The organism is Mycobacterium sp. NAZ190054, from assembly GCF_001545925.1.
GTDB lineage: Bacteria > Actinomycetota > Actinomycetes > Mycobacteriales > Mycobacteriaceae > Mycobacterium.
In genome coordinates, this window is sequence record NZ_LMVQ01000064.1 from 1 (window position 1) to 14,008 (window position 14,008).

Annotated in this window: 14 protein-coding genes and 1 pseudogene; 4 read left to right on the forward strand and 11 right to left on the reverse strand. The window is 68.6% G+C overall.

The annotated features are described in order from the left end of the window. Positions 1-93, forward strand: a pseudogene (locus tag ASJ79_RS34950) (hypothetical protein); the annotation flags it as partial. 157 nt (positions 94-250) lie between these two features. Here the strand turns inward: ASJ79_RS34950 and ASJ79_RS06220 are convergent. From ASJ79_RS06220 to ASJ79_RS06235, 4 genes are read right to left on the reverse strand one after another with little or no spacing between them, the layout of a single operon-like run. Further along, on the reverse strand, positions 251-1,972 hold the full coding sequence (locus ASJ79_RS06220; RefSeq protein WP_067953863.1) for an alpha/beta-hydrolase family protein: 1,722 nt from the start codon (positions 1,970-1,972) through the stop codon (positions 251-253). Next, entirely contained in the window at positions 1,969-4,278 is a 2,310-nt protein-coding gene (purL, locus tag ASJ79_RS06225) for a phosphoribosylformylglycinamidine synthase subunit PurL (protein ID WP_197420099.1), read from the reverse strand. Before purL ends, ASJ79_RS06220 begins: the two co-directional genes overlap by 4 nt. Positions 4,279-4,321: 43 nt before the next feature. Continuing rightward, entirely contained in the window at positions 4,322-4,663 is a 342-nt protein-coding gene (locus tag ASJ79_RS06230; RefSeq protein WP_067953865.1) for a VOC family protein, read from the reverse strand. A gap of 14 nt (positions 4,664-4,677) precedes the next feature. Continuing rightward, entirely contained in the window at positions 4,678-5,943 is a 1,266-nt protein-coding gene (locus tag ASJ79_RS06235) for a M18 family aminopeptidase (RefSeq protein ID WP_067953875.1), read from the reverse strand. A 51-nt stretch (positions 5,944-5,994) separates the two neighbouring features. Between ASJ79_RS06235 and ASJ79_RS06240 the strand changes: the two genes are divergently transcribed. Beyond that, complete coding sequence (locus tag ASJ79_RS06240; protein ID WP_067953866.1) at positions 5,995-7,020, forward strand: Dyp-type peroxidase; 1,026 nt, start codon at positions 5,995-5,997, stop codon at positions 7,018-7,020. Next, complete coding sequence (locus ASJ79_RS06245) at positions 7,017-7,814, forward strand: family 1 encapsulin nanocompartment shell protein (protein ID WP_067953867.1); 798 nt, start codon at positions 7,017-7,019, stop codon at positions 7,812-7,814. Before ASJ79_RS06240 ends, ASJ79_RS06245 begins: the two co-directional genes overlap by 4 nt. Before the next feature lie 45 nt (positions 7,815-7,859). On the opposite strand, the gene ASJ79_RS06250 is transcribed toward ASJ79_RS06245, so the two are convergent. The 7 genes from ASJ79_RS06250 to ASJ79_RS06280 all read right to left on the reverse strand — a co-directional run bounded on the left by ASJ79_RS06250 (position 7,860) and on the right by ASJ79_RS06280 (position 13,206). Then, positions 7,860-9,011: a hypothetical protein gene (locus ASJ79_RS06250; RefSeq protein ID WP_156448300.1), complete on the reverse strand. Its 1,152-nt coding sequence runs from the start codon at positions 9,009-9,011 to the stop codon at positions 7,860-7,862. Between the two features lie 167 nt (positions 9,012-9,178). Beyond that, on the reverse strand, positions 9,179-9,886 hold the full coding sequence (locus ASJ79_RS06255) for a hypothetical protein (protein WP_156448301.1): 708 nt from the start codon (positions 9,884-9,886) through the stop codon (positions 9,179-9,181). 20 nt (positions 9,887-9,906) lie between these two features. Further along, positions 9,907-11,238, reverse strand: coding sequence for a hypothetical protein (locus tag ASJ79_RS06260; protein ID WP_067953870.1), 1,332 nt, complete (start codon positions 11,236-11,238; stop codon positions 9,907-9,909). A 2-nt stretch (positions 11,239-11,240) separates the two neighbouring features. After that, positions 11,241-11,525 carry a type VII secretion target gene (locus tag ASJ79_RS06265; RefSeq protein WP_067953871.1) on the reverse strand — a complete coding sequence of 95 codons (285 nt, stop codon included), beginning with the start codon at positions 11,523-11,525 and terminating at the stop codon, positions 11,241-11,243. Between the two features lie 54 nt (positions 11,526-11,579). Then, positions 11,580-12,254, reverse strand: coding sequence for a phosphoribosylformylglycinamidine synthase subunit PurQ (gene purQ, locus ASJ79_RS06270; RefSeq protein ID WP_067953872.1), 675 nt, complete (start codon positions 12,252-12,254; stop codon positions 11,580-11,582). After that, positions 12,251-12,493 carry a phosphoribosylformylglycinamidine synthase subunit PurS gene (gene purS, locus ASJ79_RS06275; RefSeq protein ID WP_067953873.1) on the reverse strand — a complete coding sequence of 81 codons (243 nt, stop codon included), beginning with the start codon at positions 12,491-12,493 and terminating at the stop codon, positions 12,251-12,253. The genes purQ and purS overlap by 4 nt, the downstream gene beginning before the upstream one ends. A gap of 35 nt (positions 12,494-12,528) precedes the next feature. Next, positions 12,529-13,206, reverse strand: a complete 678-nt coding sequence (locus ASJ79_RS06280; RefSeq protein ID WP_197420100.1) for an ATPase — start codon at positions 13,204-13,206, stop codon at positions 12,529-12,531. Positions 13,207-13,240: 34 nt separating this feature from the next. Between ASJ79_RS06280 and ASJ79_RS06285 the strand changes: the two genes are divergently transcribed. Continuing rightward, positions 13,241-13,894, forward strand: coding sequence for an MBL fold metallo-hydrolase (locus tag ASJ79_RS06285; protein WP_067953874.1), 654 nt, complete (start codon positions 13,241-13,243; stop codon positions 13,892-13,894). Positions 13,895-14,008: the final 114 nt, after the last annotated feature.

Here is a 14,008-nt window from a genome sequence, read left to right on the forward strand (position 1 = left end):
CGAGCGTTCTCGTCGGGCAGCGCGGCGCTGACCGGCGTCGAGGCGATCAGCAACGGTGTGCCCGCGTTCCGTAAACCCAAGTCCCGCAACGCGGGCGGCCGCAAGCCGAGCGGGGCCCGGGCCAGAGCAGCGACGGCCACGCCGAAAGCTGCCTGCGGCAACGGATTCCACCGCGCCGGCAGCCGCGGTGTGATCACACTCCAGCCCAGCAGCATCCCGGCGAGTGCCACGGCGCGCAGCCCGTCGCGCACTAGGCGTCGCCGCCGTCGGAGTCCGACTCCTGCAGCGCGGCTCTGATCCGTTCGGTGTCGGCGTGAGTCCAGCCCGGCGGCGGCGCGACCCCCGCCCAGCCGTCGAGGATGAAGTCGCCGTAGTTGTGACCATGCCCGTCGGGCACCGACGCGGCGTTGGTCATGTCGGCCGTCACCTGCCAGAACGTGACGATCGGATACCACCGCATCGATGCGGTGCGGTCACGGCCCGGCGGCTCGGCGAGCCAGTCGGGGCGGGTGAACAGCAGATCCTGCGACCACCAGACGATCGGGTCGGACGGGTGTTGCAGGAACAGCACACGGGTGCCGTCCCATGGGGGCGCGGTGTCCTCAGCGATCTGCTCGGCGTCGTTGCCCTGGGAGAACCGCACGGTGCGTCCGTTGTCGTATCGCGGTTCGACTTCCAATGTGCGGGGGTCGCGGCGCACGGTGATACCCCGCCACAACGGGCTGGCGTTTGGCGGCCCGACCCACAGCACCGACGAGAAGCCCATCCGCGAGATGTCCGGCAGCCAATCGAAGGCACCCTGCCCCGCCATCGAGCCCAGGCTTTCGCCGTAGAGCAGAAGCTTGGGACGACGCTCCGGCGGGCGTTCGGCCCAGCGGTGGTGCACCGCCTCGATCATCATGCGGCCGGCCTGCATGGACTTCTGCTGATCACCCAGGAACGAGATCCAGCTCGGCAGGTAGGAATACTGCGAGCCCACGATCGCGGTGTCGCCGTTGTACATCATCTCCACCGCCTTGGCCGCGACCGGGTTGACCCACCCCGTCCCCGTCGTCGGCACGATGACGAGCACTTCGCGGTCGAAGGCCCCGGTGCGCTCCAGTTCGCTGAGCAGCACCGCCATCCGCGCCTCGTCGGTGTCGGCGGTCTGAAGACCGACGTAGACCCGGATCGGTTCCCGGGCGGGGCGCCCGTTGATGCGGGCCAGCTCGTCGGCCCCCGGCGCTCCGGCGACGAAACGGCGCCCCTGATACCCGAGGGTGTCCCACGCCGCGAAAGACGCTGGACTACCGGATCGTTCGGGGCGGTCCGGTTGCACCACGCCGTCGGGAGTGGTGGTGTTCTGCGGCTGGAAAACGCGGTTGGCGCCGGCCAGGAAGCCGCGCAGCAGCACACCGTTGACCAGAGTGATCACCAGCACCACGACCACGGCGGTGCCGATGAACAGCGCGATCTCGTCGGACAGCCGCCAGCGCCGGATCAGGTAGCGGGCCATCGACTTGATGACGTCGAGCAGCACCCGGGCCACCGCCACGCAGATGCCGCCGACCACGGCGGCGAGCAGCAGCGTGCGTAGATAGCTGGAGGTGGCGGGCCCTTCGATGCCCATCAGCGCCGACACCTGGCGCTGCCAGGCCGCAGCGGGGATGACCATCAGCACAGACGCACCGAGGGAACCGGCCACCACCACGGTCTTGAGCAGCTGGGACACCCGCCGGGGCGGCGGCCACCACCCGCGTCTGGCCAGCACGAAGCGGCGGATCATCTTCGCCAGGAACACGCCGATGCCGTAACCGATCGCGGCGTTCAGACCGCCGATGAGTCCCTGGAACAACCAGTCCCTGGGCAGCAGGGACGGTGTCAGCGACAGGCAGAAGAACAGCGCGCCGAAGGCCACGCCGGTGAAGTCGAGGCGTAGCAGGCGCCACGCCCACAGATACGCGGGGTGTGTGTCGGTGTCGCTGCCCGTCACCCGAACAACCCGGGCAGCACGCCCTCCGACGTGCGCCGCAGTTCGCCGAGGGGCACCGTGAACTGGCCCTGGACCTCGACGGCCGGTTCGCTGCCCTCGGCGCCCGCATCGACGACGCCGATGCGGGTGGCGGGCAGCCCACGCGCCTCGCACATCGCGGTGAACCGGCTCTCCTCGGTGCGCGGCACGGCCACCAGCACCCGGCCCGCGGATTCGGAGAACAAGAACGTGAACGGGGCCGTGCCCTCTTGGAAGTCCTCGGGAAGTACGATGCGGCAACCGGTTTCGCCGGCCAGCGCCGCCTCCACCACCGCCTGGATCAGTCCGCCCTCGGAGAGGTCGTGGGCCGCGGAGATCAACCCGTCGCGCGATCCGGCGGTGAGCACCTCGGCCAGCAGGCGTTCCCGGTCCAGGTCGACCCTTGGCGGCACACCTCCGAGGTGACCGGCGGTGACCTGGGCCCAGATCGAGCCGTCGAATTCGTCGTGGGTGTCGCCGAGCAGGATCAGCGTCTCCCCCGGTTCGTTGCCGAACCCGGTCGGGATGCGCCGTTTCACATCGTCGATGACGCCGAGCACACCGACGACGGGGGTGGGCAGAATCGCGGTGTTGCCCGTCTGGTTGTAGAAGCTGACGTTGCCGCCGGTCACCGGTATGCCGAGCGCCGCGGCGCCGTCGGCGAGTCCGCGGACGGCCTGCGAGAACTGCCACATCACCGCGGGGTCCTCGGGAGAACCGAAGTTCAGGCAGTTGGTCACCGCGACGGGCGTCGCGCCGGTGGCCGCGACGTTGCGGTAGGCCTCGGCGAGGGCGAGCTGCGCCCCGGCGTACGGGTCGAGCGCCGTGTAGCGCCCGGACGCGTCGGTGGAGATCGCGATGCCGCGGCCGGTCCGCTCGTCGACGCGCAGCACGCCGCCGTCGGCGTGCTCGGCCAGCACGGTGTTACCGCGCACGTAACGGTCGTACTGCTCGGTGATGAACGCGCGGCTGCACAGGTAAGGACTGCCCAGCATCTGGAGCAGGGTGGCGCGCAGTTCCTCACCGCTGGATGGGCGCGTCAGCGACGCCGTCGTGTCGGCGACGAGCGCGTCCTGGGTGTCGGGCCGCTGCACCGGACGCTGGTAGACGGGTCCTTCATGGGCCACCGTGCGGGGCGGCACGTCGACCACGGTCTGCCCGTGCCAGGTGATCTCGAGCCGGCCGCTGTCGGTGACCTCACCGATGACGGTGGCCAACACGTCCCATTTGTCGCAGACCGCCATGAACGCGTCGACGTTGGCCGGGGTGACGACCGCGCACATGCGTTCCTGGGACTCGCTGGACAGGATCTCGGCAGGGGTCATGTTGGCCGCACGCAGCGGCACCCGGTCCAGCTCGACCTTCATACCGCCATCCCCGGCGGAAGCGAGTTCGGAAGTGGCGCAGGACAATCCGGCTCCACCGAGGTCCTGGATGCCGACCACGAGGTCGGCGGCGTACAGCTCCAGGCAGCACTCGATGAGCACTTTCTCGGTGAACGGGTCGCCGACCTGCACGCTGGGCAGCTTCTTGCGGCCCGCCGAGCCGGATTCGTCACCACCGAAGGTCTCCGACGCCAGCACCGACACCCCGCCGATACCGTCGAGGCCGGTGCGGGCACCGAACAGGATGATCTTGTTGCCGGCGCCCGACGCGAACGCCAGCTTGAGGTCCTCTTTGCGCAGCACGCCGACGCACAGCGCGTTGACCAGCGGGTTGCCGGCGTAGCTGGCGTCGAACACCGTCTCACCGCCGATGTTGGGCAGCCCCAGCGAGTTTCCGTAGCCGCCGATGCCGCGTACCACACCGTCGAGGACACGGCGGGTGTCGGGTGCGTCGGCCGCACCGAACCGCAGCTGGTCCATCACCGCGACCGGGCGCGCGCCCATCGCCATGATGTCGCGCACGATGCCGCCGACGCCGGTCGCCGCCCCCTGGTAGGGCTCGATGTAGGACGGGTGGTTGTGGGACTCCACCTTGAAGGTGGCCGCCCATCCGTCGCCGATGTCGACGACACCGGCGTTCTCGCCGATCCCGGCGAGCATGGTCTCGCGCATCTTCTCGGTGGTGGTCTCGCCGAAGTAGCGCAGGTGCACCTTCGACGACTTGTACGAGCAGTGTTCGCTCCACATCACCGAGTACATCGCCAGCTCGGCGTCGGTGGGACGACGGCCGAGGATCTCGCGGATCCGCTCGTACTCGTCGTCCTTGAGCCCGAGTTCCCGATAGGGCTGGGGCTGGCCGGGTGTGGCGGCGGCCCGCTCGACGGTGTCTACCTCTTGGGTCAACCCAGACGTCACCGCGCCAGTCTAGCCAGCGGCGCCGTGCGACTCAGGCCACACAGAACGCGTTGCCCTCCGGGTCGGCCAACACCACCCACTCGAACTCGGGACCGAAATTGTTCCGCCCCGTCTCCCGCGCGCCCAGACCGACCAGCCGCGCGACCTCGGCCTCCCGGTCCTCGGCGTGGAAGTCCAGGTGCACCTTGTTCTTGCCGGGTGTCGGGTCGGGCACCCGCTGGAAGCCCAGGTTCGGCTCCCCGTCGCGCACGACCATGACGAATTCGCCTGGTGCGACGGCGTTCACCGCACCCCCGGCGGCCTTGGACCACCACTCGGCGAGGCCGTCGGGATCCGTGCAGTCGAACGTGACCATCTCAGTCTTCAGTGACATGGCTCGACGGTAGTTCAGCCCGGTGACAGAAACGCGTGAAGTGCGGCGGAATAGTCGGCGACATCGGCGGCGCCCATCACCTCGCGCGCCGAGTGCATCGCCAACTGCGCGGCGCCGACGTCGACGGTGGGGATTCCGGTGTTCGCCGCCGTCATCGGCCCGATGGTCGAGCCGCACGGCAGGTCGGCGCGGTGCTCGTAGCGCTGCAGGGTGACCCCGGCCTGCGCGCAGGCCAGCGCGAACGCCGCGGCGGTCCGCCCGTCGGTGGCGTAGCGCAGGTTGGGCTGCACCTTGAGCACCGGGCCACCGTTGACCTCGATCAGATGGCCGGGTTCGTGGCGTTCGGGGTAGTTCGGGTGCGTGGCGTGCGCCATGTCCCCCGACGCGACCATCGACTCGGGCAGCCGCCGCAGAAAGTCCTCCCGGCCGCCGCCCGCGGCCAGCGTGATGCGCTCCAGCACGGTCAGCAGCAGCTCCGACTGGGCGCCGTGGTCGGACTGCGAACCGACCTCCTCATGGTCGAAGAGCACCAGCACCGGCACCACGCCGGCGTCGCGGCCGGCCGCGACGAACGCCTCCAGACCCGCGTAGCAGGTGGCCTGGTTGTCCAGCCGCGGCGCGCTGACCAGATCGCGGTCGACACCGGTGAGCCGGGACGGGGTGAGGTCGTGGGTCATCAGGTCGAAACCGAGCACGTCGTCCCCGGTGGCGCCGGCACGCTCGGCGACGTAGTCGAGGAAGGAGCGGGTGCCCGAGCCGGTGCCCCACACGGCGTTGACGTGGCGCTGCGGGTTCAACTCGACGCCCTTGCGGTCCTCGGCCAGGTGGATCGCCAGCTGCGGAACCCGCAGGATCGGTTCGTCGACCCGGACCAGCAGGTGTCGGATCGAGGTGCCCTCGCGGACCGACAGCCGGCCGCTGACGCCGAGGTCGCGGTCGAGCCACGAGTTCAGCCAGGCACCGCCGTACGGTTGCAGCGCGACGACCTGCCACCCCGAGACGAACCGGTCGGGGTGCTGCTTGACGCGCAGGTTGGGGCTGTCGGTGTGGGCGCCGACGATCCGAAAGGGCAGGGCACGGCTTTCCTGCCCATTCGACCGCCACGCGATCAGCGAACCGGCACGCACGGTGAAGTGGTCGCCGGCGGCGGGCCACGGGTCGCTTTCCGACAGCTCGGTGAAGCCGGCGGCGAGCAAGCGGTCCGCGGCGGTGCGGCAGGCGTGGAACGGCGACGGTGAGGCGTCGATGAACTCACAGAGGCCCTGCGGGGTGGCAGACATGGTTTCCATCTTCGTCGACCATCCGACGCGATCTTGATTTAGGGTCGAACGGTGCCCGCCCCTCTGCCGCAGCCGGTGCTGGCGCCGCTGACCCCGGCGGCGATCTTCCTGGTGGTCGTCATCGACGAGGGCGGCGAGGAGACGGTGCACGACGCGCTGGGCGACATCGCCGGGTTGGTGCGGGCGATCGGTTTCCGCGATCCCGCCAAGCGGCTGTCGGTGGTGACGTCGATCGGCTCACACGCGTGGGACCGGTTGTTCTCCGGCCCCCGCCCCGCCGAGTTGCATCCGTTCATCGAACTCGACGGCGGTGTGCACCGCGCGCCGTCGACCCCGGGCGATCTGCTGTTCCACATCCGGGCCGAGTCGATGGACGTGTGCTTCGAGCTGGCGACCAAACTCGTTCCGGCGCTGGGCGCCGTCACCGTCGTCGACGAGACCCACGGTTTCCGCTTCTTCGACAACCGCGACCTGCTCGGGTTCGTCGACGGCACCGAGAACCCCGACGGGCCGCTGGCGCACAGCGCCACCCAGATCGGCGATGAGGACCCCGACTTCGCGGGCGGCTGCTATGTGCACGTACAGAAGTACCTGCACCTGATGAACTCGTGGAACGCGCTGTCCACCGAGGAGCAGGAACGGGTGATCGGTCGCACCAAGCTCGACGACATCGAGCTCGACGAGGAGGTCATGCCCGCCGATTCCCATGTGGCGCTCAACGTCATCGAGGACGAGGACGGCAACGAACTCAAGATCGTGCGGCACAACATGCCGTTCGGTGAGGTCGGGACGGGTGAGTTCGGCACGTACTTCATCGGGTACTCGCGCAGCGCGGCGGTCACGGAGCGGATGCTGCGCAACATGTTCATCGGCGACCCGCCCGGTAACACCGACCGCGTGCTGGATTTCTCCACCGCCGTCACGGGGTCGATGTTCTTCACCCCGATCCTGGACTTCCTCAACAACCCTCCGCCACTTCCCGCTTCGGCGTCGTACGCCGTGGAATCCGCTGGCGCGGTACCGCTCGGCTATCCGGGATCACTGGCGATCGGCAGCCTGAAAGGACAAGCGCGATGAACAACCTGTATCGGGAGCTGGCGCCGGTCACGGATGAGGCGTGGGCCGAGATCGAGCAGGAGGCCACCCGTACGTTCAAGCGGCACATCGCGGGGCGTCGGGTCGTGGACGTCAGCGAGCCGGGAGGTCCGGTGACGGCGGCGGTGAGCACCGGTCACCTGCTCGACGTGGCCCCGCCCGGCGACGGGGTGATCGCCCATCTGCGCGACGCCCGGCCGCTGGTGCGGCTGCGAGTTCCGTTCACCGTCAGGCGGATCGACATCGACGACGTGGAGCGCGGCTCACAGGACTCCGACTGGGATCCGGTCAAGGAGGCCGCCAAGAAGCTGGCGTTCGCCGAGGACCGCGCGATCTTCGAGGGGTACGAGGCCGCGCGCATCAGCGGTATCCGGAAGTCCAGTTCATGCCCGAACCTGGTGCTGCCCGACGACCCGCGCGACATTCCCGACATCATCAGCCAGGCGCTGTCCGAGCTGCGACTGGCCGGCGTCGACGGACCGTACAGCGTGCTGTTGTCGGCCGACGTCTACACCAAGGTCAGCGAGACCACCGCGCACGGCTATCCGATCCGCGAGCATCTCAACCGGCTGGTCGACGGCAGCATCATCTGGGCCCCGGCGATCGACGGCGCGTTCGTGCTGTCCACCCGCGGCGGTGATTTCGATCTGCAGCTGGGAACCGACGTGTGCATCGGGTATTCGTCGCACGACGCGGAGACCGTGCAGCTGTATCTGCAGGAGACGCTGACCTTCCTGTGCTACACCGCCGAGGCCTCGGTCGCGCTGACCGCGTGAACCTCGACACGGCACCGCGAGCGCCCTCGCGGCCGGTGAGGTGACCTATTGCGGCGCCACCAACGAGAACAGCCTGTCGTCGGTGCGCTGGATCAACGCGGTGTCGACCTTCCACACCTCCTTGGCTTCACCCGGTCCGGATCCCGGTATCGTCCACAGGGTTTCGCACGTCGCCAGATCGATGCCCTGCGCCACGCCTTCCTCTCCGCCGGTGACCGCCACCTCGCCGTCGGATCCGATGTAGTAGAACTTCAGCCGTTCGTCTTCGCACGTCGTGCCCGCTTCACCGGTGCGCAGGTCGAATTGTTGCCAGACTTCGTGGTCCGCGTCTGCGGCGACGAGGAACCGAGACCCGGTCAACCGGACGTCCAGATAGGGCACAGTCGGCGGTAGTTCCAGTAATCGTCTGCCCTCGAGCGTGACGACAAGCTTGTTCGATTCGGTCGAAACCGTGGGCACGTCGATCGATCGCGCCTCGAAAGCACCGTCGACGTCCAACGCGCTCAACATGTTCCCCGCTTCGTCGAAGAATGCGACACGGTCCTGGCCCGCAACGTCGGTGTATTCGTACCCGAACCCGCCCGGGTAGACCATCGCCCTCCAGAGTCGAACACCCTCAGGCAGTTCGGGTTCGACGACCCGCCCATCGACGGCAGAGAATACGACGTCGGCCAGGTCGCCGCCTTTCTGCACGACCAGCGTCGAGGCCGGGGTGTCGCGGTCTTCAGTCGTGAACTGGGTGGGCATGATCCCGTTGCCGGGGACGAACCACGTCAGTTCGGCTCGCGACCCCACTCCGTAGATGCCCTTGCCCGTCACGGTGGCAATCGCGTGGTCGCCGATCTGCTCAAGCCGAGGCCGCCCCTCCACCGCCGCCACCTGTACGTCGGTCGGCCCGTCGAACACCTTCGCACCCGAGTCGGTGTCGACAACCCAGGCGGTCGAAGGTGCGGCGGGGTCGGGGGCCTGGCGTACGCATAGAACCAGGGGCGGGCCGTTGACGAAGCAGTTGAACGCCGTCGCGTCGCCGGCCGGACCCAGCCGGACCGGGCCGAAAAGCAGCTCACCGCTGGTCACATCGAGCCCGAGCAGCCACCATCCTTCGTCGGTGATGCCCAGGAAGATGCCTCGGGACCCGATGTTGTCGACGAGTCGCACGACAGTGCCCGGCGGCAGTCCGAGCTCGGCCACGGACATCGTCCATCCCGGAACCGGTTCTTGACGCATCGAGGACGCCAGCAGGGTTTGCTTCGGCAGTTCCGGCGGAGCGGCCTCGGCATTTCCCTCCGTCCGACATCCTGTGGACGCCATTGCGATGACGGTTATGACCAGGAGCGACACCGCATTCCGCGTCATGGCGCTCCTCAAAGCACACTTTCCAGTCTCTGGGCGGCACGGCCGTCGGTGAGTTCGTCACGGCATTCGGGGTATTGCCAGTAGAAGCGCACCAGCTTGCGCAGCGCGCGACCGCCCGGGGTGTACCAGTCCGACGCGAGCATCCGGGTCCGACCGTCGGACGTGGTCAGATAGGTGCTTCCCGCGGTGTGAGCCCAGTGGCTGTGCCGGGACCGGTCCGCCACGTCCGACAGGTCATCCCACCGGTACTCGGCACGGGAGTAGGCGTCACCGGCCTGCACGCCGCCGTCACCCAATCGCAGGTAGCTCATCCCGCCCTGGGTGCCGATCCGCCACAGACTGGGCAGACCGAAGACCACGCCTGCGGCACTGACCAGCACGAACCACTTCTGCTCACGCGCCAGGCCGGGGAGCTCGGCCATGCCGAGAGGTCCGAAGACCGTGAAAAGCAACAGGGAGGCGAACCCGGCGAGCGTCGACAGCAGGGCGAGCCTGTCCACTTTCCGGTCGGGCCGCAGCTCGGTCCCCGCGTCGCCGTACTCGACCCTCGGCGCCACCCTGCCTGTCGCCACGATCACCCGGACGGCGAGGATTGCGAACGCGAAGACCGCGAACCCGACGACCACGGCCATCGACAGATAGCGGCCTTGCTCGAACAGCCTGAAGGTCCACACCGCGCAGAACACTCCGACCGTTCCGCACACCGTGGCGGTCAAAGCGACAGACAGTACCGACTTCACTTCGGACACAGCACTTCCCCGACCACCGAGCCGACGTATCCGAACGCCCAGGAACCTCCCACGCTACCGACAAAGGCACCGAGCGGACCTGCGGCGGCGCCGCCCATCCCAGCGATTGCGATGCCGCCAACCGTGCCGAAGGTCCCGGAGACACCGGCCACGCAGGCGTCGTGCAAGGTCTCGGCGGACACCATGTTGTAGGCCATGGTCGCGAGACCGATCGCCGGCCCGCCCCATTTCGCGCCGACCTTGACCTTGTCCAGCTCTGCTGAGGTCAGTGCCGGAATACCCTGCCCTGCTTTCGTTTCCAAGCCGGAGAGGGCACCGCCGGCAAGTGTCGGCAGCGGGTCGGTGAAGAACGAGTCCGGGAGTACCGTCTCCACGCCGTTAGTGATGCAACTACCGGTGCGGACGCCGTCCGGGGTCTCCGTCATCACGATCCTCGTGCCGTCCGCCCACGAGACACTCGTCTTCGTGCCGCCGCCCTCCAGCGGATTGGTCATGGTTTCAGAGATCCAGTTTCCGTTCTTGTCGGTGTGCAGCACCCGCGTCGTTCCGGGCGGGTAGACCTGCTGACTCGGCAGGCCCTGGTCGATGTACTCGGTGACCTCATGCTTGCTGCCGTCCAACATCGTGTAGGTGGTGACCCGATTGCCGTCCCTGTCGGTGGTGTCGTCGATGTCGCGCACGGTGGTGGCCATGTCCTCGGCGCGGGCGGCCTCCTGGAACTGCCGGCCCTCCTCGGTGTCGGGACTGGGCACGTCGTCACGGGGATGAGGCGCAAGCGAGATAGGTGGGCTGCCCGGCAGATCCGGTGAGATTCCCTTGGTGGCCTGAGCGGCGAGCAGTGCCACCCCGGTGGCCGTGTCCGCCTCGTCGAGGCCGATCAGCAGAGGGTTGATCGCCGCTTGGGCGGCCTTGGCCGCCACCTCCAACTCGGCGGCCCGCTCGGCCGACATCCCGGCCGCATCGATGGACACCACCCATTGATCGCTGACGTTCAGTGGGCCGGCATCGATCTCGGCGGCCTTCTCCAACAGCTGCGTACGCCAGCGTCCGATCGAGGCGCCACCTCTCTCCAGCCGGGCGGCCACCTCGTCGGTATAGCTCTTGAACGCCGAGGCTCTGTCGGTGGCGCGCCCGAACATGGCAGCCGCCGCCTGCTGCGCTTGCCCTTCCCATACCCGCGACTCCGGCATCCGGTCGACTCCGTCATCGAGGTTGCGCACCGCTTCGTAGAATTTCTCGCCCGACGAACGGATCGACGCCGCCGCCGACAGCAACGACTCCGGATTCCAGCCCTGCAGGCGTGAACGGGTGGGCAGCACGACTAGAACAACCCGGTGAAATTGCCCGCCAGGCTTTCGTCGGTCACCTCGTAGGTGTCGCCGGCGCCGCGGACCGCGCGTCCCATCGCGGCGATGTCGTTGGCGATGTCGGTGGCCACCAAACTGATGTGCCCGCCGACCTGCCGGGCCGACCACTGTGTTTCCGAGCCTGGGAGTCCGTCGCCGGCCGCCGCCGCGGTCGTCCCGACGTCGGTGCCGCCGATCGTCGCGGCAGCTGCGTCAACCTGCGCGGCGAACGCACGCAGCAACTCTGGATCGACCAGCATTCCTACCCCTGTCAGGTTCTGAGCGTTTCGAACCTAACACCGGATAAGAGGGGGTCAGGACACCAAAACCGCGTCCAGCGCGGAGTAGAAGATGCCCAGCCCGTCGTCGGACGGGCCCGTCAGGGCCTCGGTGGCATGCTCGGGATGCGGCATCAGGCCGACGACGCGACCGTTGGCCGAGCTGATGCCCGCAATCCCCCGCATCGAGCCGTTGAGGTTCTCGCGGTAGCGGAACACCACACGGCCCTCACCCTCGAGTTCGTCGAGCACGGTCTCGCCGGCGACGTAGCGGCCCTCGCCGGACTTCAGCGGCACCAGCAGATCGGCACCCAGCTCGTAGCGGCTGGTCCATGCGGTGGTGTTCGACGCGACCTCCAGCCAGGTGTCGCGGCAGATGAAGTGCAGACCCGCGTTGCGGGTCAGCGCTCCGGGCAGCAGGCCGGCCTCACACAGCACCTGGAATCCGTTGCAGATCCCGAGTACCGGCATACCGCGCCCGGCGGCGTCGACGACCTCGGTCATGACCGGCGCGAACTTGGCGATGGCGCCGGCGCGCAGGTAGTCACCGTAGGAGAAACCGCCCGGCACGACGACCGCGTCGACGCCCTTCAGATCGGCGTCGGCGTGCCAGAGGCTGACGGGTTCGGCACCGGCGAGCCGGACCGCCCTGGCGGCGTCGACGTCGTCGAGCGTGCCGGGAAATGTGATGACGCCCACCTTGGCGGTCATGCCTGGGTCTCCCGCGCGACGCTCCAGTCTTCGATCACGGTGTTGGCGAGCAGCGATTCGGCGATCTCGGCGAGCTTCGCGTCGTCGACGTCGCCGTCGATCTCCAGCTCGAAGCGCTTGCCCTGCCGCACATCTGAGATCCCATCGAACCCCAGCCGACGGAGCGCCCCGACGATCGCCTGCCCCTGCGGATCCAGGATCTCCGTCTTCGGCATGACGTTTACCACCACTTTTGCCACGGCGACACTCTACCTGCGGCGGCACCGCCGCCGCTTCACCGGCACGAGCCCAGATACGCCGCACACAGCGGAAACGCCATCGCGTCGAGAACCTCTGTGTCCGGCGCCACGCCGCGCCACTCGACCGCGGCGGGCAACGTCGTCCACAACGTGAGCTCCACCAGCGAGCTGCTCGCCGGGTCGGCGAGCAGATAGGTGCGCATCACGCGGCGGCCCGCCTCACTGATCACGCCCACCAGTTGCATGGCGTCGCTGGTCGTCAGTGACGGGGACACCTGTGGTGCGGTCAGGTGGCACGACGCGAGCGCCATTCGCGCCCACTCCAACGTCTGCAGCGCGGTCCGGCCGCCGGTGACGACGTCACCGCGCCAGTGCAGCACCTGCACGTGCAGGTTCCACTGCCCCGCCGGCTTGGTGACGCGCGCCGTGGCGGCCACGGCGTGGTCGCGGGCATCCACCTCACGGACAGGGCCGGCGCACCACGACTCGAACCCGAACCGGGGCGCGGCGGCGGTCACCGCGACACCGGCCAGACCGGGCCAGCGGTAAACCGGGTACAGCGGCACCGAGCTGGACTCGATCCACGCCGCGTCGGGGATCGCGTCGCAGATCGGCGGGCACACCCCGGGCACGGCCTGCGCCTGTCCCGGCGTCAGCGCAAGCTCGTACACCGCCACTGCCAGTGCCAACACCACCCGCGCGTACACCTGCACCCCCACCTGGCCCCCTGAGCGCCACAATATAGGGATGCAGCTCACACATTTCGGTCATTCCTGCCTTCTGGCGAGCTTCGACGACGGCGCCGGTGCGCAGACCAGCGTGCTGTTCGACCCGGGGACCTTCTCGCACGGCTTCGAAGGTGTCACCGGACTGGACGCGATCCTGATCACCCATCAACACCCCGACCACGCCGACACCGAGCGGTTGCCGGCTCTCGTCGAGGCCAATCCGCAGGCCGCGCTCTACGCCGACCCTCAGACGGCCGCCCAACTCGGTGGGCGCTGGCATGCCGTCAACGTCGGGGACCAGTTGTCCATCGGGCATCTGACGGTGCGCGGCGCCGGCGGTGTCCATGCGGTGATCCACCCGGAAATCCCTGTCATCGACAACATCTCGTACCTGGTGGGTGACGGCGAGCATCCCGCGAAGCTGATGCATCCCGGCGATGCGCTGTTCGTCCCCGGCGAACCGGTCGACGTGCTCGCGACACCGGCCGCCGCCCCGTGGCTGAAGGTCTCCGAGGCTGTCGACTACCTGCGTGCGGTGGCACCGACCCGCGCCGTGCCGATCCATCAGGCGATCATCGACCCGATCGGCCGTCCGATCTTCTACGGCCGGCTGTCCGAGATGACCGACACCGACTTCCAGGTGCTCGAGCAGGAGACCGCCACCGAGTTCTGAGTGAATCCGGCGCGCGCGAGCACCCTGGCGGTCGCGTAGCGCGCCGGATTCGCCGGTCAGCCGACGTCCCGGGCGGCGGCCCGGCCGGCCGCTGTCGGAGGCCGAAACCGTGTT

What these genes read in the sequence shown, in the direction of transcription:
- ASJ79_RS06265 (WP_067953871.1), bottom strand. Translation starts at nt 11,525, where the DNA reads ATGCTGGTCGATCCAGAGTTGCTGCGTGCGTTCGCCGCGCAGGTTGAC.
- ASJ79_RS06230 (WP_067953865.1), bottom strand. Translation starts at nt 4,663, where the DNA reads ATGTCACTGAAGACTGAGATGGTCACGTTCGACTGCACGGATCCCGAC.
- ASJ79_RS06235 (WP_067953875.1), bottom strand. Translation starts at nt 5,943, where the DNA reads ATGTCTGCCACCCCGCAGGGCCTCTGTGAGTTCATCGACGCCTCACCG.
- purQ (WP_067953872.1), bottom strand. Translation starts at nt 12,254, where the DNA reads ATGACCGCCAAGGTGGGCGTCATCACATTTCCCGGCACGCTCGACGAC.
- ASJ79_RS06245 (WP_067953867.1), top strand. Translation starts at nt 7,017, where the DNA reads ATGAACAACCTGTATCGGGAGCTGGCGCCGGTCACGGATGAGGCGTGG.
- ASJ79_RS06285 (WP_067953874.1), top strand. Translation starts at nt 13,241, where the DNA reads ATGCAGCTCACACATTTCGGTCATTCCTGCCTTCTGGCGAGCTTCGAC.
- ASJ79_RS06250 (WP_156448300.1), bottom strand. Translation starts at nt 9,011, where the DNA reads ATGTCCGTGGCCGAGCTCGGACTGCCGCCGGGCACTGTCGTGCGACTC.